The organism is Anaerolactibacter massiliensis, from assembly GCF_900290205.1.
GTDB lineage: Bacteria > Bacillota_I > Bacilli_A > Erysipelotrichales > Erysipelotrichaceae > Bulleidia > Bulleidia intestinalis.
This window is the reverse complement of sequence record NZ_OLMH01000001.1, coordinates 77,649-100,032: the sequence shown is the minus strand read 5'-3', so window position 1 is coordinate 100,032 and position 22,384 is coordinate 77,649. Positions and strand designations below refer to the sequence as shown.

The 22,384-nt window shown below is 48.4% G+C and carries 23 protein-coding genes; 11 read left to right on the top strand and 12 right to left on the bottom strand.

All coding sequences use genetic code 11. The features are described 5' to 3' along the window. Positions 1 to 154: 154 nt before the first annotated feature. Entirely contained in the window at positions 155 to 1,534 is a 1,380-nt protein-coding gene (gene dnaA, locus C7E00_RS00540; protein ID WP_105302425.1) for a chromosomal replication initiator protein DnaA, read from the bottom strand. A 526-nt stretch (positions 1,535 to 2,060) separates the two neighbouring features. Between dnaA and C7E00_RS00530 the strand changes: the two genes are divergently transcribed. After that, positions 2,061 to 3,062, top strand: a complete 1,002-nt coding sequence (locus tag C7E00_RS00530) for an aldose epimerase family protein (protein WP_105302423.1) — start codon at positions 2,061 to 2,063, stop codon at positions 3,060 to 3,062. Positions 3,063 to 3,093: 31 nt separating this feature from the next. Here C7E00_RS00530 and C7E00_RS00525 read toward each other — a convergent pair whose 3' ends face one another. Genes C7E00_RS00525 through rpmH form a run of 4 tightly spaced genes read right to left on the bottom strand, consistent with a single transcriptional unit; the run spans position 3,094 to position 5,161 of the window. Further along, positions 3,094 to 3,738, bottom strand: coding sequence for a Jag family protein (locus tag C7E00_RS00525; RefSeq protein ID WP_105302422.1), 645 nt, complete (start codon positions 3,736 to 3,738; stop codon positions 3,094 to 3,096). Then, entirely contained in the window at positions 3,735 to 4,634 is a 900-nt protein-coding gene (locus C7E00_RS00520; RefSeq protein ID WP_105302421.1) for a YidC/Oxa1 family membrane protein insertase, read from the bottom strand. Before C7E00_RS00520 ends, C7E00_RS00525 begins: the two co-directional genes overlap by 4 nt. Before the next feature lie 22 nt (positions 4,635 to 4,656). Further along, entirely contained in the window at positions 4,657 to 4,989 is a 333-nt protein-coding gene (gene rnpA, locus C7E00_RS00515; RefSeq protein ID WP_105302420.1) for a ribonuclease P protein component, read from the bottom strand. 37 nt (positions 4,990 to 5,026) lie between these two features. Then, complete coding sequence (rpmH, locus tag C7E00_RS00510) at positions 5,027 to 5,161, bottom strand: 50S ribosomal protein L34 (protein ID WP_105302419.1); 135 nt, start codon at positions 5,159 to 5,161, stop codon at positions 5,027 to 5,029. A 166-nt stretch (positions 5,162 to 5,327) separates the two neighbouring features. Between rpmH and C7E00_RS00505 the strand changes: the two genes are divergently transcribed. From C7E00_RS00505 to C7E00_RS00480, 6 genes are read left to right on the top strand one after another with little or no spacing between them, the layout of a single operon-like run. Beyond that, the gene (locus C7E00_RS00505; protein ID WP_135358118.1) at positions 5,328 to 6,119 is read left to right on the top strand and encodes a hypothetical protein; all 792 of its coding nucleotides are present in this window, start codon (positions 5,328 to 5,330) and stop codon (positions 6,117 to 6,119) included. Further along, positions 6,116 to 6,694 (top strand): aminoacyl-tRNA hydrolase, encoded by a 579-nt coding sequence (gene pth, locus C7E00_RS00500; protein ID WP_105302417.1) that lies wholly within the window; start codon positions 6,116 to 6,118, stop codon positions 6,692 to 6,694. The genes C7E00_RS00505 and pth overlap by 4 nt, the downstream gene beginning before the upstream one ends. Positions 6,695 to 6,725: 31 nt before the next feature. After that, positions 6,726 to 10,145, top strand: a complete 3,420-nt coding sequence (gene mfd, locus C7E00_RS00495; protein ID WP_167836403.1) for a transcription-repair coupling factor — start codon at positions 6,726 to 6,728, stop codon at positions 10,143 to 10,145. Then, positions 10,132 to 10,404, top strand: a complete 273-nt coding sequence (locus tag C7E00_RS00490) for an RNA-binding S4 domain-containing protein (RefSeq protein WP_105302416.1) — start codon at positions 10,132 to 10,134, stop codon at positions 10,402 to 10,404. The genes mfd and C7E00_RS00490 overlap by 14 nt, the downstream gene beginning before the upstream one ends. Before the next feature lie 54 nt (positions 10,405 to 10,458). Further along, the gene (locus C7E00_RS00485) at positions 10,459 to 10,821 is read left to right on the top strand and encodes an FtsB family cell division protein (protein WP_105302415.1); all 363 of its coding nucleotides are present in this window, start codon (positions 10,459 to 10,461) and stop codon (positions 10,819 to 10,821) included. 60 nt (positions 10,822 to 10,881) lie between these two features. Beyond that, positions 10,882 to 11,718: a hypothetical protein gene (locus tag C7E00_RS00480; protein ID WP_105302414.1), complete on the top strand. Its 837-nt coding sequence runs from the start codon at positions 10,882 to 10,884 to the stop codon at positions 11,716 to 11,718. A 45-nt stretch (positions 11,719 to 11,763) separates the two neighbouring features. Here the strand turns inward: C7E00_RS00480 and C7E00_RS00475 are convergent, their stop codons facing one another. From C7E00_RS00475 to C7E00_RS00450, 6 genes are all read right to left on the bottom strand, one after another. Then, positions 11,764 to 12,738: a hypothetical protein gene (locus tag C7E00_RS00475; RefSeq protein WP_105302413.1), complete on the bottom strand. Its 975-nt coding sequence runs from the start codon at positions 12,736 to 12,738 to the stop codon at positions 11,764 to 11,766. Positions 12,739 to 12,747: 9 nt separating this feature from the next. After that, positions 12,748 to 14,268 carry a bifunctional metallophosphatase/5'-nucleotidase gene (locus tag C7E00_RS00470; RefSeq protein ID WP_105302412.1) on the bottom strand — a complete coding sequence of 507 codons (1,521 nt, stop codon included), beginning with the start codon at positions 14,266 to 14,268 and terminating at the stop codon, positions 12,748 to 12,750. 102 nt (positions 14,269 to 14,370) lie between these two features. Beyond that, positions 14,371 to 15,216 carry a PhnE/PtxC family ABC transporter permease gene (locus C7E00_RS00465; protein ID WP_105302411.1) on the bottom strand — a complete coding sequence of 282 codons (846 nt, stop codon included), beginning with the start codon at positions 15,214 to 15,216 and terminating at the stop codon, positions 14,371 to 14,373. 16 nt (positions 15,217 to 15,232) lie between these two features. Then, the gene (gene phnE, locus C7E00_RS00460; RefSeq protein WP_105302410.1) at positions 15,233 to 16,078 is read right to left on the bottom strand and encodes a phosphonate ABC transporter, permease protein PhnE; all 846 of its coding nucleotides are present in this window, start codon (positions 16,076 to 16,078) and stop codon (positions 15,233 to 15,235) included. Then, a complete protein-coding gene (gene phnC, locus C7E00_RS00455; RefSeq protein WP_105302409.1) occupies positions 16,075 to 16,857 on the bottom strand; it encodes a phosphonate ABC transporter ATP-binding protein in 783 nt (260 codons plus the stop codon). Before phnC ends, phnE begins: the two co-directional genes overlap by 4 nt. Before the next feature lie 362 nt (positions 16,858 to 17,219). After that, positions 17,220 to 17,423, bottom strand: coding sequence for a hypothetical protein (locus C7E00_RS00450; protein WP_105302408.1), 204 nt, complete (start codon positions 17,421 to 17,423; stop codon positions 17,220 to 17,222). Positions 17,424 to 17,570: 147 nt separating this feature from the next. Between C7E00_RS00450 and C7E00_RS00445 the strand changes: the two genes are divergently transcribed. The 3 genes from C7E00_RS00445 to C7E00_RS00435 are packed head-to-tail and all read left to right on the top strand — an operon-like array spanning position 17,571 to position 20,449. Then, complete coding sequence (locus tag C7E00_RS00445) at positions 17,571 to 18,344, top strand: DUF5058 family protein (RefSeq protein WP_105302407.1); 774 nt, start codon at positions 17,571 to 17,573, stop codon at positions 18,342 to 18,344. A gap of 10 nt (positions 18,345 to 18,354) precedes the next feature. Further along, complete coding sequence (locus tag C7E00_RS00440; protein WP_105302406.1) at positions 18,355 to 19,008, top strand: hypothetical protein; 654 nt, start codon at positions 18,355 to 18,357, stop codon at positions 19,006 to 19,008. Between the two features lies 1 nt (position 19,009). After that, positions 19,010 to 20,449: a M20/M25/M40 family metallo-hydrolase gene (locus C7E00_RS00435; RefSeq protein ID WP_105302405.1), complete on the top strand. Its 1,440-nt coding sequence runs from the start codon at positions 19,010 to 19,012 to the stop codon at positions 20,447 to 20,449. A gap of 69 nt (positions 20,450 to 20,518) precedes the next feature. Here C7E00_RS00435 and C7E00_RS00430 read toward each other — a convergent pair whose 3' ends face one another. Continuing rightward, positions 20,519 to 21,685 carry a PhnD/SsuA/transferrin family substrate-binding protein gene (locus C7E00_RS00430; RefSeq protein WP_105302404.1) on the bottom strand — a complete coding sequence of 389 codons (1,167 nt, stop codon included), beginning with the start codon at positions 21,683 to 21,685 and terminating at the stop codon, positions 20,519 to 20,521. Between the two features lie 187 nt (positions 21,686 to 21,872). Here C7E00_RS00430 and C7E00_RS00425 point away from each other — a divergent pair, with 187 nt between their 5' ends. Next, positions 21,873 to 22,352: a PTS glucose transporter subunit IIA gene (locus C7E00_RS00425; RefSeq protein ID WP_105302403.1), complete on the top strand. Its 480-nt coding sequence runs from the start codon at positions 21,873 to 21,875 to the stop codon at positions 22,350 to 22,352. Positions 22,353 to 22,384: the final 32 nt, after the last annotated feature.

Sequence of the window (22,384 nt, the reverse complement as noted above, 5' to 3'; positions counted from 1 at the left end):
CTCCATGTCTTGCGCGCATGTATATATATTCTTTTCTGGTAAATCATCATTATTAGGACTGTGGAAATTGTGGAGAACCTGCAATTATGACGGTCCGATGGGCTTATTTTAGCATTCCGGCCAGTTGATATAAAGTGGACGGAATCGTGGATAATCAGCTGCCCAGCTGTTTTCTGATCTCCTCGACGGCTGTTGCCATTGCAGTATCTTTCCTGATCTGCTTCTCGACTTTGGTACAGGCACTGATTACCGTGCTGTGATCTCTGCCGCCGAATTCTTCTCCGATCTTGATATAAGAGAGATCCAGAAGCTTCCGGCACAGATAGATGGAGATATGTCTCGCATTGGAAATATTTTTTGTTCTCGTCTTGCCGGTGATCTGCTGTCTCGTCAGACCATAGTAGTCTGCGACAGCCTTGATGATCTTTCCAGGAGAAAGACCGGTTTTATCTGATACGACTGCCTGATTCTTCAAGGCATTGACGACGGTTTCGAACTTGATGCAGCTCTTATCTTCCTGGAACATGATGGCATAGAACAGAACCCGGTTCCATGCCCCTTCCAGGTCTCTGACATTGCCGGAGAAATTGCTGGCAATATAGGCAAGCCCTCTCTCATCGACTTCTTCAATATTATTGCCGCTGTTCTTGATCTTCATATTCAGGATCGCCAGGCTGGTCTCAAATTCGGGCGAATCGATGCCTACGGACAGACCGCTGGAAAATCGGCTGATCAGACGATCTTCCAGACCTTTGATCTCTTTTGGCTGACGATCGGAAGCGATGCAGATCTGCTTGCGGTTATTGACGAGTTCGTTATAGATGGAGAAGAACACTTCATGACTCTTCTCTTTTCCCGCCAGGAACTGGATATCATCGACCAGCAGCACATCCATGCTGCTCATATACTGCTTGAACGCATCGATCTTATTATTCTGAATGGCTTTGACTACCTTATCCACGAACTTCAGCGATTCAATATAATAGACCTTCTTATCCGGATAATTCTTCTTTACATAGTTTCCGATCGCCATCAGGAGATGTGTCTTGCCGAGACCGGAATTTCCATAGATGAAAAGCGGATTGAAATACTTGCCGGGATTATAGGCACAGGCAAGTGCTGCCGCCTGAGATTCCCGGTTGCAGTCGCCGACCACGAAATTATCAAACGTACGATCCGGCTGAATCGGCATGGAAGCGAATTCTTCATCATTCGTGACTTCAGCAATGTCATCTTCAGTGACCTGAGAATGGCGCTGGAAATCAGACTCCTGAACGATTTCAACATTCAGAGGATGATCCAGATTCAGCTGTTCAATCAATGCAGACCCGATGAGTTCTGAAGACTGCGAGACAATCTGCTGAGCAATGATATTGGCAACTACAATGATTGCTTTCGTATCATTCAGCTCAGCCAGATGCGCAGTCCGGTAAAACGCATTGATGATCTCCGGTTCTACTTTCTGGTTTGCTATCAGATCATTCAGTGTCTGATCCCAGAGATCGCTCAGATACTGATCACGGCTTCTGCTCATAAAAAAATCCTTCTTGCATATCAAATGAATGGAATTGATGCAGATCTATCTTAGTCCCGGCTGTGGATAAAATCCACAGCAAAAATGTTTATAACTTTTTTCTCCACAATCAAATATATGCTAAATATACAGCATAAATAAGGCTTTTCTGAAGTTATCGACAGTTTTCCACAACTTTTGCGGTGGAAAGATTTGTGGAGAATCTCTCCACGATGTTGAAAACCGGTAAAAATGTTGAAAAGTCTGAGAAACAGAAAAATCTTCAACAAGTTCTGCACATCTAAAAAGCCTATGATCATGCGATTTTATGAGAAAACAACAGTTTTCCACAATTGTGGAAAACTGAAACTCAGACATGGCGGATTCTTTGTTGAAAACTGTCTTAAAATACCCTGGAAAACAGATCCGAAATGTGGAAAAACTGGCATATTCATGCGGAATTGCGAAATGTGGAAAAAATACATGCACTTAACAGAAGACGAAAATCTGCGAACATGGTTATAATGGTGATGACGAGGTAACAGCAATGAATAAAATCTCATTCGGTCTGGATTCAGAAAAAAATCCAGTCTCCCTTTATACGCTGGAAAATGACAATCTGATTCTGAAGGTATCTGATTTGGGGGCAACTATGGTGTCTCTGATCGATAAAAGCACAGGGATCGATATTCTGCTCGGCCATGATAATGCCGAAGGATATCTCTCTTCCGGCAGCCATATGGGCGGCTTTATCGGGAGGACGGCAAATCGCACCAGAAACGCCATGTTTGTTCTGAATGGAACGGAATACCATATTCCGGCGAATCAAGGAAAGCATAATCTCCATGGCGGCTGGGGATTTGACCGCAGGCTTTATGAAGTCAGCGGAACTGATCATTCAATCTCTTTCCATCGCATCAGCAGAGATCAGGAAGAAGGCTATCCTGGAAATCTGGATGTCACCGTCACCTATACCCTTCTGGAAGATGAAGTTGAGATGAAGGTCACCGCATGCAGTGATCAGGATACGGTATTTGCCTTCACCAATCACAATTACTACAACCTCAATGGCATCGGACTTGTCTCTGATCATGAAGTGAAGCTGAATGCATCAGAATATGCGGATGATGATCCGGACGGACTTGCTCTGCTGCCTTTGAAACCAGTCGCAGGGACAGATTTTGATTTCAGGGAGTTCCATCCTCTTGCCCAGGCATTTGCATCAGAGGATCCGCAGATTCTTGCAAATAAAGGGATAGATCATCATTATGCAGTACCTGGCACCGGCATCCGTATGTTTGCTGAATGCCGTACGGACTTCCTCGATCTGAAGATCTATTCAGATCTGCCAGGCATGCATATGTATACCGGCAATTATCTGGATGGTGAGATCGGCAAGCATCAGGAAGTCATGAATGATCACGGGGCAGTATGCTTTGAGCCGGAGTATTTCCCAGATGCGATCAATCTCCCGGTAAGCCCGAAACCGATTCTCCATGCCGGAGAAACAAAGAGCTGGGTCATCCGGATGGAACTGAACAGACGTTAAAAAAAGAGGATCGCTCCTCTTTTTTTCATAACTATTCTGCTGCTTCTTCCGCAGGCTCTTCTGAGGACTCCGGCTCTGCCGTTTCTTCATCCGGAACATACTTGATCACAACGTGACGAGCTGCCCCTTCTCCTTCGGATTCCGTCTTGATATTGTGCCATTCTCCAAGCGTCTTATGAACCACCTTGCGCTCATCGTTCGGCATCGGATCCATCGCTGCATCAATATGAGAACGCTGCACCTGCTTTGCAGTACGCTTTGCAATAGACGCAATCCGGTGATAGCGGTCTTCTTTGTAGTGATTGACATCAATCAGCACATCAATGCGCTTGCGGAACTCAGAATTGACAGCCCCTCTTACCACCGTATTCAATGCGGCAAGCGTCTTGCCCATACGGCCAATCAGAACAGCATTATTATCTGCATTCAGATTGACGATGAAGCTTCCGTCGCGCTCTTCAATGGCAACCTCGATATCAAGATCGATGCCCATGAAGTAATTGCCGAGATAATCAAACAGGAACTCTTTGACATCATCTTTGCTGAAGACATCAGCAGAAACAGAATCCTCTTTCTGCTCTGTCACGGTATAGGACAGAGCTTCGACATTGCAGTTCTTTTCTTCTGCAGCCTTCTGCAGAACTTCTTCCAGAGTCGTACCAGTATAGTTGGTCATGCCTGTGCCTCCTTTGCCTGTCTATCATCAACAATCTTCTGCACGATGAGTGTCTTCACAATAGTAACCAGTGAATAGATCGTCCAGTATACAGACATGGCAGCCGGCCACATGAGACCGAATACCAGAATCATGACCAGCATATAGATCTGCATCATCTTCTGCTGAGAAGAATTTGCCGGAGCATCAGGACGGCGGTGATGCTTGGCAGCTTCTGCTTCTGCCCGCTTCTTGGATAGCTTCTGCGGCAGCATCATCGATACATACTGTGCCAGACCCATGATTGCAAAGATCAGAAGATATCCCCACATTCCCCCGCGGATTCCATCGAGCACTTTTGTCTCAAGACTGAATCCCATGAAGGTACCGGTCTTGACTGCAGTCGCTCTCTGTACAGCCTGATACATCGCAATGATGATCGGAAACTGCAGGAATGTAACCAGAATCATGCTGAACGGATTGATGTTGTACTTCTTGTATAATGCCTGCTGTTCCTGAGCCATGCGCATCTGAGATGCCTGGTCGGTTTTGCCTTCATATTTCCTGGTGATTTTTTCAATCTCCGGCTGCAGCATCTGCATTTCCTGGGTTGCAATTGTGGACTTCAGCGTGAATACCAGGAGGATCGCATTGACAGCAATGGTCAGCACGGCAATTGCACCCGCAACGCCGATCGAAGGAGCGAGACGATTCAGCACCTGAGCCATCGGCCAGACCAGAATGGCACTGAACCAGTTCTCGGAATTCATTGTTTCATTGAACGTCGTGGAGGAGGTGATCTGCTTTACTGCACCTGTCTCATCAGTCGGAACCGAGCATCCGGCGGCGGAAACCGCAAACAGAACAACGGCACTGAGGAGAAGGACTTTTTTCATTCGGGAAGAATTGAATTTCATTAGGTTCTCCTTATAAATAGAACTATTTCATTGTAGACTTTAGGAACAATTTTTCCAAGTTCTTTTTATTGGCTTCATAATCGAGATTCTTATATCCGAAACGCACAATCAGAATGGCATCTTGCGGGCATGAAGAAAAGTCGATCAGATCCTGACACATCATCCTGACCTGGCGTTTGATATGATTCCGATCCACTGCACACCCGATCTTTTTCGAAAGAGAAATACCGATTCTGGCTTCTTCTTCTTTCTTTTGGGCATGATAGAGCACGAAGCTCATGTTTGCTTCTTTTTTCCCGCCGTGGATCAGGGACTGGAATTCCTGGGATTTACGAACTCTGTTTTTCTTCTTCATAAGATAAAAAATACCACCTGACTGGTGGCACTTTCTGTTAAGCTGAGAGAACTTTTCTGCCTTTTGCTCTGCGTCTAGCTAAGACCTTACGTCCACCCGGAGTGCTCATGCGAGCTCTGAATCCATGGGTCGACTTGTTTTTTCTCTTGCTCGGCTGGTATGTTCTTTTCATTTCATGCCACCTCCCGCTTCTTTATTAAGAACAATCGCTTATATATCATACTTATGGGCATTTCGATTGTCAATGCAAAGTTTTTCGCATAATGAAAAGGTTTTCGGCTGTATATTCAGCCCCCTGAATGAAATATAATAGAACAGCATATGAGGAGCAGAAACTGATGACAGGAACACTGATGACACTGATCTTGTTTGCATTCATGATCGTGATGATTCTGAGAGTAGTGAAACTATACGGAAGGCAGAAGAAGAACCAGAAGATCCTTGATCTTCTTGATCTGGTTCATGAACCGGATCAGTTCTTCCCGGCTGCAGAAGCCTATGTCACAGGTCAGAAAGACCCGGAATTCAGAGCGAAGGGATATGTCATGAAGCTCTGGGGAGATACTCTCTACGAAAAGGATGATAACTTCAGAAAAGACCTTGAAGCCCTGGATCTTTCCGTTCTGATCGGGGATCTTTCGAAGAAGGATTCCGGCTATGATCTGAATGAAGATTCTTTCTTCTATCTGTATATGGCGATTCCGAATCGTCTTTATTACCGGAAGAATACGGAACTATTGAATCTTCTGGAAGAGAAGATGGAGACCGTATCCGGCCAGCTATCCGATACGCTGCTGCTGGCCATGCACCAGGCAGCGATGAAACTGTATGAGAACAAAGATGACTGCGGCAAGGACTTCTTCCGGAAAGTTCTGGATGGAGACTATGGCGGATACCGCTACAGCCGCAATATGATCGGTATCTATAAGAACTGCATCACGATCATGCTGGCAAAGATCTATCAGAACGAAGGAAACCAGGAAGGCTTTGACAGCCTGGTAGATGATATGAAGGCATTCTCCGAGAAGCGCTTAGGGGAGCGCTGGCTGGAAGAACTGGATGTGAAGCTTCCGGAAGAGAAGAGCGAAGAAGAACCGGAAGAAAAACCGTCCGATGAGGAAGCGAAATGAAGCTGATCGCAGGACTCGGAAACCCCGGAAAAGAATACGAGAAGACCAGGCATAACAGCGGATTTCTTGCCATGGATTATCTGTGCAGAAATCTTGGTACGGATATAACCACAGAGAAATGGGATGCTCTGATTGCAAAGACTGTGATTCATGGTGAGAGCGTGATTCTGATGAAGCCGCTGACTTATATGAATGAGTCCGGAAAAGCAGTAGCCCAGGCAGTTCATTTCTATCACATCGATCCTTCTGATATTCTGATTCTGCATGATGATATGGATCTGCCTGCCGGTTCCGTCCGGATCCGGAAGAACGGATCCAGCGGCGGACAGAAAGGCATGAAGTCGATCATCAGTGCATTAGGAACTGAACAGATTGCCCGTATCCGCATCGGCGTAGGCCATAGTGAACCAGGCGTGCACGAAGAAGTACCAGACTGGGTGCTCTCTCCGGTTCCGAAAGCAGAACAGGAAATCTACCAGGCCGCATTGAAGGATGCAGCAGAAGCAGCAGAAGCCTGGGTGAGCGAACCATTTGATCAGGTGATGTCAAAATACAATATCAGACTGAAACAATGAGGGGAGGTATGGTTTGCAGGAAGAATCTGGAATGCCGGTACAGCTGCTGGAAGAGCTGAAAGACAATGCTGCTCTGAGACAGCTGAATGCAGGCAGAGGAACCTTGCCTCTGAATTCTCTGATTCAGGAAGCACTGATTCTCAGTGCCTCCTATCTGAAGAATCCAAGGCCGATTCTGGTCGTGAAAAATAATCTCTACAGCGCACAGAGACTGTATGAGAGGGTATCATCCCTCCTGCAGGAAGGACAATGTGCGCTTTTCGGGTCGGATGAATCTCTGAGAGTTGAAGCAATTGCTTCTTCTCCGGAGATGATGGCAGGAAAAGTAGAAACCCTTGCATCACTTCTGAATCGTCCGGATCAGATTGTCATCACCAGCCCGTCCGGGCTTCTGAGACATCTGCCGCTGCCAGAAGTATTCCGCAGCAGCTGCATTTCTCTGAAACCAGGCGACCACGCAGATATGGAAGAAATCAGAAAGCGCCTGAAGGCAGGGGGATACATGCAGGCCAGCCACATTGATCAGCCGCTTTCGTTTGCTGCTAGAGGCGGTATCATAGATGTCTATTCGATCAACTATGATCATCCGATCCGGATTGAATTCTTTGATGATGAGATCGACAGCATCCGCTTCTTCGATGAATCCACGCAGAAGACAATCACCCCGGCAGATCATGTCGAGATTGTTCCGGCTTCCGATATCCTGTTTACCGAAGACCAGGTACAGGAAATCACGGAAGAAGCAGAACGGCTTCTGGAAGAAAAAGGGGACGATGCACTCAGAGGATCCGTGGAAACCGATCTGGAACTAGTGAAGAATGGTGTGATTCAGGCCGGCATGTATCCGTATACGGCATTATTGAATCAGACCGCTTCGATTCTGGATTACATGGATCATCCGCTGGTGATCTGGTCAGATCGCACTGCCATTGAGGAAAGCACCAGAAGACTGATCGAAGAAACTACCAGCTACATCCAGGAGATGGTGCAGGAGAAGAAGCTGCTGCCGCGTTTTTCCATGTGGCATGATCTGCACCGCGTCGCTGATGGATGCCGCAGTATGGAAGAAGACCCGTACTATGACAAAACTTCCGGGATCTCTGAGATTCATCTGCCGAATGAGCCGCTGGATCTGAAGCTGAAGCTGCTGGACGATGGTTCCAGAGTTCTGTTCTGCCTCAAAGAAAAAGAAATGCCGAGGCTCATTGATGCCTGCATTGAATACAAGCATCCGTACAAGCTCGTAACAGATGACAGTACTCTTTCAGAAGGCTTCCAGATTCTGATGAATCCGCTGGCTGAGGGATTTGAGATCTCTGAGAAGAATCTCAAAGTCATCACTGCTTCAGAACTCTTTGAAATTCATCATCATACCGGCAGATTCGAAAAGAAATTCCGCAGTGCAGAAGTCATCCACTCCTATGAAGAACTGGAACCAGGAGACTATATTGTCCATGCCCAGCACGGCGTCGGCCAGTACATGGGCATAGAGACCAGGGAAATCCAGGGCGTCAAAAGAGACTTCCTGCGGGTGATCTACCGCGGCAATGCCGAATTGCTGGTTCCTCTGGAACAGTTCCGCCTGGTCAGAAAATTCGTTTCCAGAGAAGGCGTCGTTCCGAAGCTGAACAAGCTTGGCAGCGGCGAATGGGAAAAGACGAAAGAACGCCTCGAAGCAGATGTCACCAACATTGCAGAACGTCTGGTTTCCCTGTATTCCAGCCGGGAAACACATATCGGATATGCCTATCAGCCGGATACCGAAGAACAGAAGAAATTCGAATCAGAATTCCAGTATGAACTGACTCCGGACCAGGCAAAAGCAGTCGAAGACGTCAAGCGTGACATGGAAAGCGACAAGCCGATGGACCGTCTGATCTGCGGCGATGTCGGCTTCGGCAAGACCGAGATCGCAGTCCGGGCAGCTTTCAAGGCAGCTAGCGAGAACAAGCAGGTTGCTGTCCTCTGTCCGACTACGATCCTTGCGGAACAGCATTATCATACGTTCTCAGAACGGTTTTCCGGTTATCCGTTTACAGTCCGGGTGCTGGATCGGTTTGTTCCGCCTTCGATGATGAAGGAAACTCTGAAAGATACAAGAGAAGGAAGGGTGGATATCCTGATCGGAACCCATCGCATCCTTTCGAAAGACGTGCAGTTCAAGGACCTCGGTCTCCTGGTGGTAGATGAAGAACAGCGCTTCGGCGTGGAGCATAAGGAAAAGATCAAGGAGATGAAGAACGGCATTGATGTTCTGACGCTCAGTGCCACTCCGATTCCGAGAACGCTTCAGATGAGCCTGGTCGGCATCAGGTCTCTGTCTCTGCTCGAAACCCCGCCGGATAATCGCTACAATGTGCAGACCTATGTCGTGGAGAAGAACAGAGGCCTGATCGTAGACGCCATCGAGAAAGAGCTGGCAAGAAATGGCCAGGTATTCTATCTCTATAACAGCATCGATACGATCTACAATACTGCCCGCACCCTGCAGTCTCTGATTCCGGATGCGAGAATCGGCATCGTGCATGGCAAAATGAACCGGGAAGACATCGAAGATGTCATGATGCAGTTCACACGGCATGAAATCAATGTGCTGGTCTGCACGACCATCATCGAAAACGGCATCAACATTCCGAATGCCAATACGATGATCATCGAGAATGCTCAGGACTTCGGTCTTTCCCAGATCTATCAGATCAAGGGAAGAGTCGGAAGAAGCGACCGAGTCGCTTATGCCTATCTTCTGATTCCGCCGCGCAGACAGCTGAGCGAGACCGCATCCAAGCGTCTGCAGGCAGTCAAGGAGTTTGCAAGACTAGGCTCTGGCTACAAGATTGCGATGAGAGACCTGACGATCCGCGGAGCAGGGGACCTGCTCGGTCCGGATCAGTCCGGATTTATCGATACCGTCGGCATTGATATGTACATCGAGATGCTGGAAGAAGCCATTGCGAAGAAGAAAGGCATCGTCAAGGAAGAAAAGCAGGAACTCCGCCATGCTGTCATTCCGGAGACAAGCTATATTCCGGAAAACTTCGCACCGGATGATTATGACAAGATCTCGATGTACCAGAAAATCGATCAGATCTGCTCGATAGAGCAGCTGGAACAATACCGGGAAGAAGTCACCGACCAGTATGGCAAGCTTCCTTCAGAAGTGCAGGCTCTGTTTGATAAGAGAAGACTCGATATTCTGGTGAATGATCCTTCTGTCGACAGCTGCCGGGATGTCAAAGGTCAGACGAGAATCACATTTTCAAAGCTGTTCAGCCAGCAGGTTGATGGCGTGAAGCTGTTCAGGATTTTCAGCGATCTGAATAAGGATATTGCACTTCGCTACACGGACAGTCAGATTTCTGCAACCCTGCCGAAGATGAAGAGCACCGTCAGTCTGGCAGCTGATGTGATCATGCATGCAAAGGAGGCACTCCGCGCAAATGAGAGTAGATAAATATCTGAAAGTATCCAGAATTCTGAAACGGCGCACGATCTCCAAGGAACTCGCCGAGAATCAGAGAATAGAAATCAACGGAAAGACCGCCAAGCCAGGCCATGAGGTACATGCCGGAGATCTGGTCACGATCAGTTTCGGAAACCGGAAACTGACTGTCCGCGTTCTTTCCACGGAAGAAGTGAAAAAGAAAGCAGACGCCCAGGACATGTATGAAGTCGTCTCGGAAGAAACGATCATGAAGCCCGAGGAATCTTGATGGGATTCCTGAATCATGATATAAATAGCTTTACCAGGAAAGGAGGACAGACGAATGGCAGAAAATAAGAAAAAGAACCAGGCTCCTGCATCAAAACACACGAAAACACAGGCAAAGCCGAAAAAGAAAAAGCAGTATACACCGTTTCTGAAGTTCATCTGCTTCCTTGTGATCGGTGCTTCTGCATATCTGCTGCTGGAAGTATTCAAAGAGGTATATACTACCATCAACCTGAAAAAGCAGCTCGCGGAAGTGCAGGACAAGTACCAGCAGGTACAGGATGAGAATTCTTATCTGACCACAGAGAAAGAAAAGCTGGAAGATCCGGATTATGTCGCAAGCTATGCCAGAGGAACTTATCTGCTTACCAAAGACGATGAGCAGGTGTTCTATCTGCCGGAAAGCAGCAGCAACTGACCATGGAAAGAGGGGAACCTCTTTCTTTTGTTCTTCGGGGAACAATGAGGGGAAAAAGAGATGGCAGAACAGCAGAAACAGGAATTATCACAGATTCCATATGCAGACGAAAATCCGCTGAGAGACTATCTGAATGATCAGAATCAGAAACTCTTCCAGGATGATGACATCCAGGGAGAGGAAAGACCTGAAGAAGAAGAGATTCTGCCAGTATTTTCCAATGAAGAAGTACGCAGATGCATAGAAGATGCCAGACTTTCTTCGAGAAATACCGGGATCGGAGTCATGATGGAAATCTGCTGCATCGCTCCGGTTCTTGCCTTGGGAACTCTGGGAGATGCGGCAATTCTTCTGAGCCTGCTTCTGATGATGGCATTCATCGCTTCTGGAATCATCATGCTCATTTCTTCCTCAAAGCGCATGAAGCCTTATGAGTCCTGTAAGAAAGAATCATTTGAACTGGAATACGGGGCAGAGGACTGGCTGAAACAACAGCAGACAGCTTTTGAGCAAGCCAATCAGAATACAAAGACGAAAGGCATTCTCTTCATTGTCTTCAGCATTGCTCCGGTGATTCTCGGAGCTGCGCTGAATGAAGACAGCGAAACCCTGATACTCCTGATGTGTGCAGTCATGATGGTCATGATCGGATACGGAGTCTCTCTTCTGGTCCGCACTTCTTCGCTGCGCATATGGTTCAGCTGCCTGCTTCAGGAAGGACATTACAATCAGGAAGCCAAAAAAGACAATGCCTCTGTCTCTTCTTTCTGGGGAGCTGTCACAGCGATTTATCTGATTTTCAGCTTTGCGACAGGAACCTGGGCAGTCAGCTGGCTGATCTGGCCGATTGCAGCAGGAGTCCTGAGCTTCCTTCAGAGCAGGAAAGCAATTGAATAATAATAAAAGGTCCTCTGCATTTAACTGCATGAAGACCTGTTTTGATTAATGGCGATAGCCAGCCCACATCGCATCCGCAGCCTTGCGGAGAGAATCGCTGACTTTCTGAATCCGCGCAGGATCCCAATGAGAAGGATCTTCTCTTAAGAAGGTCGTCTGATCTGTCCGGTTGTCGAAAACTCCAGCCGGCAGATCGATCAGATTTCCGTAGCTGTTTACCGTGACAGAATCTGCTTTTCTGCTCTGTTCAATCAGATACGGCATATCATCGCACCCGTAGTCATTCAGCATGACTTTAACCGGCGTCATATGATGCAGCGAAGACTGCGGATCATCCGGATCAAACCTTGCTGCATTCTTTCTTCTCGACTCTTCCGGATCCACGCGGATATAGAGAACCGCCGCATGACTCAGCAGATCCGGCGCAAACAGCGGCAGGCTATACTGATAGCCTTCGGTATTCTGCAGCGGGAAGGAAGCCCCATCATGACCTCCTCTTGAAAGCTCGATGATGATCGTCTTATCGTTCATGTCCTCCGTATACTGATCTTCCGTCAGATGCTGAATCCGGAGTGCTTCCTCATCCAGTGCTTCTGCAATCTTCGCAATCAGGGCATCATCCAGCTTCTCTAAGCGGGGCGGGATTCCAACCGCCAGCGCTGCCCGGTCAATCCGCTCGAACAGGGTCTTTGCAGGACTTGCAGAAGAGAGCTTTTCACGGTTCAGGAGATGATGATAGTCTTCATTCAGCAGCTGAATCAGAGTGCCCCAGTCTCTGCTGTCATAGAAAGGATCTTCATCACTCGCATAGAAGATTCTCTCAGAACCATTCTCCGCAAGGGCTGTATCAATCAGCCGCATGAAGTTCACATAAGGAAAATCATCCAGCTGCAGATTCTCGCCGATATGAAATTCTTTCTGGAGTCGTTCTTTCCCGACATTGGCCAGAAAACTTCTGACTTCAGACTTTCCGCTGGCCGGAAGGGCAGTCAGAAGAATGACATCAAACACATTGCTCATAGAACCCCCTCACTTCACGACCGTGATATTGTTCACCGGCGTGAAATCAATCACTTTATGTTCCAGAATATAATCTGCAATCAGCTCAACCATAGAGATCGGAACTTCCTTGACCGTCGGGCAGAAAGCGATCATCGAATAATTGCCTCCCCCGGAAGCCCGGTAATTATTCATGCTCATGGTAAAGGACATGTCATCCGTGACCTCATGTCCCTGATAAGTCAGCTTTTCGATCCGATGCCCGGGATCTTCCGAAACCCGGATCGTATACTCGATCCCGTCAACCATGTCATAGTTGTAATGCTGAGGATTCGGGTAGTCCATCCATGGCGAAACGATGATCGCATCATTGCGGATCGACCAGAACTCCGCATCCTTCTCCAGATATTCTCTCAGCACTTTCCCGGAAATTTCCTTCACGACCAGCGTATTCGGAAACAGATAGGTACTCACAATATTGCGCATCGTGATTTCAGAAGGAAATCCCGTCGCATGCAGGAACAGCGGCGTGCAGGACAGATCAGACCCGGTCGCTTCTTTCTGCACCATATTCAGGAACGTGACGCACTGGCTCTTGTGCAGGCGGGCATCCATCTCATCCGTGATCTGCAGATTTACTTTAGAAGTGCCGATCGGCGTATCCAGCCACTTCTGGCACTCTTCTTCCTCATTCATGACTGCATCCAGAATCTTCTGATCCGGTTCGCAGTCTGCTTTCAGAATCTGCGGCTCAATCACTCCGGTATCCGTATAAATATCAATGCAGGCAAGATCCTTCGCACTATCGGTGGTCTGCGTATAGACCGTATGGAACGCCTTTCCGCATTCCGCGGTATGCGTATGGCCGGAAATCAGGATATCAAGACCAGGAATCGAGCGCATCATCTCATAGCCCTCGTTTTCCCCGGTCAGATCGCCCACCGGATATCCGTTCTTCAGATCTCGTTCAAACCCGCCATGATAGACCCCGATCACATAATCCGGCTTCTCCAGGCCGCGGATCAGTTCCACTGTCTTCGCAGCAGTCTCATACGCATCTCTGAACTTTGAATGACGGATATTTTTCTTCGCTTCCCAGTGCGGAACATACTGGGTGATTACACCGAAGATCGCAAGCTTCTTTCCGCCGATCTCCCTGATCACGTAATTCGGACCAAGCGGGGTACCGGAGATGCTGACATTGCTCGTGATGCATGGTGCCTTCAGCAGGTTCAGATGATTCTGCAATGCCTGCTCGCCATAGTCAAAGTCATGATTGCCGATGTTCACATAGTCGTAGCCCATCAGATTCATGACCGTCGTCATCGGGCAGATCCAGTCATGATGATAGCGGTAGTGGAAATAGGTAAGCGGCGTTCCCTGGAGAGTATCGCCATTATCAATCAGCAGGGTATTGTCATCCCTGAGCGACTGAATCAAGGTAGAAAGTCTTGCCATGCCCTGGGCAGTTTCACTGCCATCGGCATAGCTGTATGGATAAATCGAACCATGCAAATCACTGGTCGCAAGAATCCGGATTCTGTTTTTCATCTTCTTTGTCTGTATCCCCAATCTGCGTATGTATTATAGGCGAAACGCTGATGCGTTCTCAACAAGAAAAGAGATGCGGAATCCCGCATCTCTGAACTGACATTACTGTCTGCCGTGAGCAAGTCTTGCCCGGATCTTCGTGGAGCACCATTCGATGATCAGGACCAGGATGATCAGCGCAATCAGGAACGAACCGACAATCGACCAGCGGTTTCCTGAAATCGCCTGGACCAGAGCAGCACCGATGCCGCCCGCACCAACGATGCCAAGCGTCGTCGCATCCTTGAGGTTGATATCGAAGCGGTAGATGACCGTCGAGATAAAGCTTGCACTTAACTGCGGAAGAATGCCGCATCTGATCTTCTGGAATGTCGTGCATCCAGCCGCATCCAGGGATTCCAGAATGCCGGTATCCAGATCTTCAATAGCAGTGATGTACATCTTGGAAATCATGCCGATCGAGCAGATCGACTGCGTGACGACACCGCAATACGGACCAGGACCGGTAACCCGGATCCAGACAAGAGCCCATACCAGAGACGGAATCGTGCGTATCAGAAGAATCAGTGCCCGGAAGATATAAGCAAGCCATTTCGGAACGATATTCGTCGAAGCTAAGAATGATACCGGAATCGCCAGAATTCCGCCGAAGATCGTGCCGAGCACTGCAATCGCAATGGTCTGCAGAATCAGATAAGGAACCCCGGACGTGGAAGTTGTGAACAGCATGCTCTGATCCGGATGCGTGATGCCGTTCAGAATTCCATAAGCAACCTCAGAACCCTTGCTGGCAACCCCGTTGTAATGAATGGAAGAAGAACTCCAGATGACCAGAACCAGAAGGATCAGAAACGTGATGAATCGTGCCCAGAAGTAGTTCGGCTCTGCCTGGAGCGTTTCCAGGATGCGGGCAGACTGCTCTGCACCGCTTTCTTTCTTTGTACTCATCTAGGAACCTCCTTCCTCATGACAGCTTGGAACGCAGCCAGTCGCTCAGCCAGTCGATCAGAAGCACGACCACGAACAGCGTCAGCAATACCGTTCCAAGATCCGTATAATCACGAAGACCGGTCCGTTCGCGGATCAGCACGCCGAGACCGCCGGCACCGACATAGCCGAGAATCGAAGAAGCACGAACATTCAGCTCGAAGCAGTACAGGCAGTCATCCAGATATGTCGGCAGAATCTGCGGCATGCACGCAGCCCAGAACGCCTGCAGCGTATTGGCACCGAAACTTACCATTGCCTCATACGGCTTCATGTCGATGGTCTCAATGGACTCGTAGAGCATCTTGGCAACAATGCCAAGCGTGAAGATCACGATCGCAATCGTTCCGGCAAATGCGCCAAGCGAGAAGATCAATGCAAACATATATGCATAGATCAGCGTCGGCACGGAACGAAGCACGGCCAGGATCAGACGCAGAATCACGACCACTGGCTTATTCTTGTTGATATTCGTGGAAGCGAAGATCGCCATCGGCAGACCAAGCAGGCAGCCGATGACCGTGCCCATCAGAGACATCTTGATGGTTTCAATCAAAGGCTTCCATACCTTATCGAGATAGCTCCACTTCGGCTGGAAGATCTGACTCAGAATGACCGTCAGCTGATTCCTGCGGTCAATGATCGTATGGAAATTGAACCCGGTTGCGACAACCGAAATCCATACCACGATCACCAGTACCGTCAGAATGAGCGGCATTCTGCTTTTCGGACGATCAATCGTATGCCCATTTTCCAGAATGATATGCTCCGGCTTGAAAATCCGGTCAAACAGAGCAGGCCTGGAATTTTCTGCGGTGCTCATGCTTTCTTACCGCCCTTATCATTTTCCGTGGTAGGAATTTCCTTGCCCTGGTAAACCTCATCCAGAACGTCCTTGGTTACTTTGGAAGCAGGACCATCATAGACCACATGTCCCTGACGGATTCCGATCACTCTCGTAGCATACTTCATCGCCAGATCGACATGATGAATATTCAGCAGAATCGTGATATTCATATCCTGATTGATTCTTGCAAAGTCGCTCATGACCACATCTGCCATGATCGGATCCAGGGACGCAACCGGCTCATCAGCCAGAATGATCGAAGGATTCTGATTCAGCGTTCTTGCCAGAGCAACACGCTGCATCTGGCCTCCGGAAAGTTCATCGCAGCGGCTGTATGCCTTGTCCAGGATATTAACCTTATCCAGTGCTTCCAGAGCCTTCATCTTCTGCTCTTTGGAATAATATCCGAACAGCACCTTATACCATGGCATATCCGGAACATTCGAAGTCAGCACATTCTTGATGACCGTAGAACGGGTAATCAGATTGAACGACTGGAAAATCATGCCGATCTTCCGTCTGAACTTTCTGAGCTCTTTTCCCTTCAGCGTCATCACATCTGTTCCATCAACAATCAGCTGACCATCCGTGACATCAATCATCCGGTTGATCGTGCGGATCAGCGTGGATTTGCCAGCACCGGAAAGACCGATGATGGCAACGAATTCTCCCTGCTCGATGGTGAGATTCACATGCTGGAGCCCTTTGGTCCCATTCGGGTAGGTCTTCGATACATCTCTGAACTCTATACTCATGAAGTTATCCCCTTGTTTAACGGCTATATTGTAATAGAAGATTGGCCAGTTGAAAGCATAAATCAGTAAACTCACTGAGGCTTTTTGGTATGAAAACCGAATTTGCTGTTTTTGAGCACTATTTATGATCTCAGGACAATTCAGGTTATTTTCCCTGTTTTCCGATATGTTTATATATCATTCTGTATTCGACAGTTTCAGAAGAGAATAAGAGGCGCAAACCCTTTAAACATCATGGTTTAACGCCTCTTTGTGTTTTGAAATGATGCAGCTATTCAAGGCTCTTCAGAAATGTTTCCTGCGTTTCGATTCAAGGTCTTAGGCTGGTATGATTCCTTGTCCAGCCCGGGAAATTCATTCATTCAAGCAAAAGCCCGGATCAGCAGATTGATCAGCACAAAAACCACCGCAATCAATAACAGACATCTCACAATCGTATTCACGACCTGGAATCCTCCGGTATGTCTTTTCACATTATCCTGGGCAAGAATCTCTTCTTCCCGGACCATATCCCGGTCATCCAGATCCCGGTCTTCATTCCTGCGGACATATTCTCTATCTTCCATAAAGTCCTCCGGTACTATTTTACCAGAGCAGGATCCGCCTGATCCATATCCATCTCCCATGCATGCATAATTCAGAACAACAGGAAACCGTTTTCACGAAAGGATAATGTGCCCTATAATCACATGTAATAACAGGGGGATTTCCATATGGAACAGATTCTGGAAAAAGCGAATTCCTTTCCCATGTATCTCCTGGCAGTCATCATTGTGTGCGGAGTGCTGATTCAGGCAGTTCTCTACCTGAAGAAAGCATGGAAACATGGCAAGGAGATCGGCATGGACGAACAGGTGATGAAACAGGCCGTGCAGTCATCTGTGAGCTTCACGATCGTGCCGAGCATCGGCATTCTGATCGGCGTTCTGGCATTAGCACCATCGCTTGGCATTCCGATCCCGTGGATCAGACTGAGCGTTCTAGGCGCCCTGCATTATGAAAGCTCCACGGCCAATAACCTTGCCAAAGGATTAGGCATCGGAGAACTGCCGAGCAATATGATGACCGCAGGAGATTATGCCTCCATCGTTCTCGGCATGAGCGTGACCATCCTGTCCGGTCTCATCTTCACATTATTCTTCTTCAGAAAGTACCAGAACAGGATTCTGAATAAGGCAAAAGGAGATCCGAAAGCATCAGATATTCTTCTGTCTTCCATGTTCATCGGCATGATCGCTGCATATCTCGGCGATGCAGTGTCCTATCTCAGATCGGTGCAGGTATCCGGAGAAACAAGAACACCGAATATCCTTCCGCTCATCGCTTTCGGCACTGCTATGGCAGCGATGTCATTCTTCCAGATGCTGATCAAGAAGAAACAGATCAAGTGGCTGGAGAGCTATGCATTATCCTTCAGCATGCTGATCGGAATGGCATGTGCCGTTCTCGGCCAGTTCCTGTTCCCCGGCATGAGCACATTCCTGTGAGGTGAAGATTATGAACTATAACGATCAGATGCATCGCTTCGGGAGAATCTCCGGATTCATCATGCTCGGCCTGATGATTGCAGTGCCATTCATTGTCTGCCTCGTCTTCAATACTTCATTCACGTTCAATGACGGCTACTGGGCAGCACTCATGGCCATGCTGATTCAGTACATTCCTTCCGGAATCCTTGAAGTGATTACCTATGCACCATTATTAGGAACCGGCGGAACGTATCTCGGCTTTATCTCGGGCAACCTTGCCAACCTGAAAGTACCATGTGCCATGAATGCCAGAGACATTGCCGGAACCGAAGTGGGAACCGATGAAAACGAAGTGATCTCCACGATTGCAATCGCTTCGAGCACGATTGTCACGACCCTGGTCATCGCCGCCGGCGTCCTTCTGATTGTTCCGCTGACGCCGCTCTTAGAAAATCCGGTTCTGCAGCCTGCCTTCAAGACGGTTGTCTCTGCTTTGTTCGGGGCCATGGGTTTTGTCTATATCCGGAAGTATCCGAAGATTGCCATCATTCCATGGATCCTTGCTGCAGTGATCTTCTGGCTGGTTCCTTCGCTTACTTCGATGGTCTCGATCATGGTCGTTGTCCTTGCCGTGATTTCCATGGCAATCGGACATCTGCTGTACAAGGGAGGAAAGATCTGATATGGCAGGACTTATCATACTGATCATTCTGCTGATTCTTCTTGCAGTTACCTTATTCCGCGCAGCATATTGCAAAGCATCACCTGCAGCAGAACGTCTGCCTTCTTCCAGAAACGAAGAAGAACTGGAAGAGATGGGACATCGTTTTGCAAAGCTCATCCAGGTTCATACCGACTCGAGACTGCCTGGCGAAGATCTCTCTGCATTTGATACCTACCACCAGGTAGTCGATGGATTATTCCCGCTCTGTACGAAGACTCTTCAGAAAACAGTACTGGATGGCGTGCTTCTCTATCACTGGAAAGGAAAGCATTCTGATCTGCCTGCTATCCTGATGATGGGACATCAGGATACGGTTCCTGCTGATGAGAAGAACTGGAAGTATCCTCCGTATGGCGGAGAGATTCATGAAGGAAAGATCTACGGCAGAGGGGTCATGGATGATAAGTGCAATCAGTTCTGCCAGATGTCCGCAATCGAGAATCTGCTGAAAGAGGGATTCGTTCCGGAACGGGACGTCTGGCTGGAATATTCGGTCAATGAGGAGAACAGCGGACCAGGTGCAGAGACTGCAGTCCAGTATCTGAAGGAACATGGCGTGAAGCTTGCCTGTGCCTGGGATGAAGGCGGAGCAGTTGTGGATAAGGCAATGGCCGGAATGGATCGGCCGTATGCCGTCATCGGCATCACGGAGAAAGGCTATGCCGATGTGAAGATCACCGCAAAGGGAGAAGGCGGACATTCCAGTGCGCCGCATGCGACGACCACGGTGACAAGGCTTGCGGACTTCATGCATGAAGTGAATCATTCGCATCTGTATGAACGGAAGTTCACGCCGCATGTGAAAGCGATGTTCGAGGATATGGCGCCTTCCTTCTCATTCCCGATGCGGTATCTGTTCTCGAATCTCTGGCTGTATAAGGGATTGCTGACGAAGGCCATGGGGAAGGTGAATGCTCAGGCAGACGCCTTGCTTGGAACGACGATCTGCTTTACAGAGATGAAAGGATCGGATGCGACGAATGTCATTCCTTCGGAAGCGTATGTCATCGCAAATCTTCGAACCGGATTCACCCAGGATCTGAAGACCAGTCTTGCAATCCTGAAGCAGAAGGCAGACAAGTATGATCTGGAGCTGGAAGTGCTGAGTTCAAGAGAAGCTTCGCCAGTCACTCCGCAGGATTCTGCCGTGTATCAGTATCTGGTCTCCTGTATCAGAAAGAAGTTCCCGGATTGCGGCATCTCTCCCTATGTGATGACCGGAGGAACCGACAATCGCCACTTTGCAGAGCTGACGGAGAACTGTCTCAGGTTCTATCCGTTACGATTAACTTCACAGCAGCTTGCATGCATGCACAGTGACAATGAGAATGCCGATCTCAGATCACTGAGCGATGCAATTGATTTCTATCAGTACTTCTTAGAGAACTGGAATCTCTGAAACACATTCATGCAGGTATAAGAAAAGATCGCAGACGCGATCTTTTCAATTGCAGATGATTGACTGAATTCAGTTCTCGTCAACTGCCTTCAGAGCAGCACGAGCGATGTCGTAGTCAGAATCGACAGCCTTCTGATATCCGGTATGAGAATATACGGAGAAGATGTTCTTTCCTTCCTCAGTACCGATGATATCAATCAGGGAATCCTGCAGAGCTGTGATGAATTCGGTGTTGTAGATATCCGGATTAGCCATGGTAACAGCGACAGTATCGTTGTAGATCTTGTCGCCGACACCGATGACATTCAGTTCATTCCAGATGGAATCAGAACGTCCCATGCCCTGCTTGCCGGTGTCATCCTGCTGATCCGTCGGCAGCGTCCACGCTGCTTCGTAATCGTTGCGGCCATCTGCATAGCAGACAATGATGTCGAGGGATTCAGCTGCAGCCTGCTGGAATGCAGAGCCATAGGAATCCAGAGTCTGAACATGATCGAGATCGGTGATCTTCTTGCCATCATAGTTGTTCATGAGCCAGAGAGACGGATAGATGTAGCCAGCAGAGCTTGAAACATTCATGACACCCCAGTTAGCCTGGTTCAGATCATCCCAGGTAAGAGCTTCGCCATTGTTGACCTTTTCAGCAAGCTGCTTGCCATATTCAGACGGAGTAGCATAGATCAGAGAACGATAATAAGTAACCTGCGGTCCATCTTTCTTCGTTGCGTTTGCTTCGCCATTCCAGTCAGCCGGATTGGTGGAGTCATTGGACAGACCATTGCGGGTAGCAGTCAGGACGACATCGCACTCATCAGAATACAGTGCATAAGTTCCGCCCGGCAGCCAGCCTACATCGATTGTGCCAGCAGCGAGAGCTTCACCCGTTGCTTCATAAGAAGTACCGACCGAGATATCGACAGAACCGATGTTGTAGCCCTTGCTTGCCATTTCATCAATGACCAGCTTGTCCAGGCCAGCAGTACCGGTGATGATGACATCAGCGTCCTTGGACGGTACGAACTGGAATGTGAGCTTGTCGATGTCCTTGGATCCCGTTTCAGCAGGTGCTGCCTTGGTCTGAGAACCATCATCAGCGGCAGCAGTTGCAGCTGCGGTAGCTGCCTCTTCAGATGCATCAGAAGATGCTTCGGCGGTTGAGGTTGCTGCAGATCCAGAACTGCAGCCTGCCAGCATTGCGATGGCCAGCAGTGAAGCCAGAGACTTCTTGATTTCCATTTCTTCCTCCTGTGTATTGAACACGTGAACATTATATTTGCATTGCACAAGCTCTTACAATACTGACCATCAAGTAAATTGTTACATGCATTCCTGTAAGAATTTACTTCACCAATGAAGTTGCATTTTCATCAAAAACGAGTAAATTAGCAGATTGTAGCGCTGTTTTTACAGCATTCGGGGGATTATGTTATTACAGCTGTTCCGCCGTAAGGCAGCTTACGGGAAGATCTACTCACCATGTATCGGAAAGATCTATCCGATTACAATGGTTCACGATCACCAGATTTCCGAGCGGATGATCGGTGATGGCTTTGCAGTCATGCCGGAAAACGGCGTGGTGAAAGCTCCGGCAGACGGAGTAGTCACCCGCATTGACTGCAGCGGCAAGCTCTTCCAGATCCGTACTGCTGACGGCCAGTATATCGAAGTAAGAATCGGACTCTGCAGCCGGGATCAGAAAATCCGCGGCCTCAGAATTCTGAAGAACCGCGGAGCCAAGGTACGCCATGGCGAGCCGATCCTGGAACTCGATCTTTCCAGCAATGAGAAGGAATTCGATACCAGCGTCATCACCGTTCTGCCATGTGCAGCCGATCATACGCGCACCGAAATTCATCTGGAGCGCAGCTGCTCGGAACCGATCATCGAATACGGAGAAGACTGAACCGGGAAACCGGTTTTTTCTTTACCAAACCT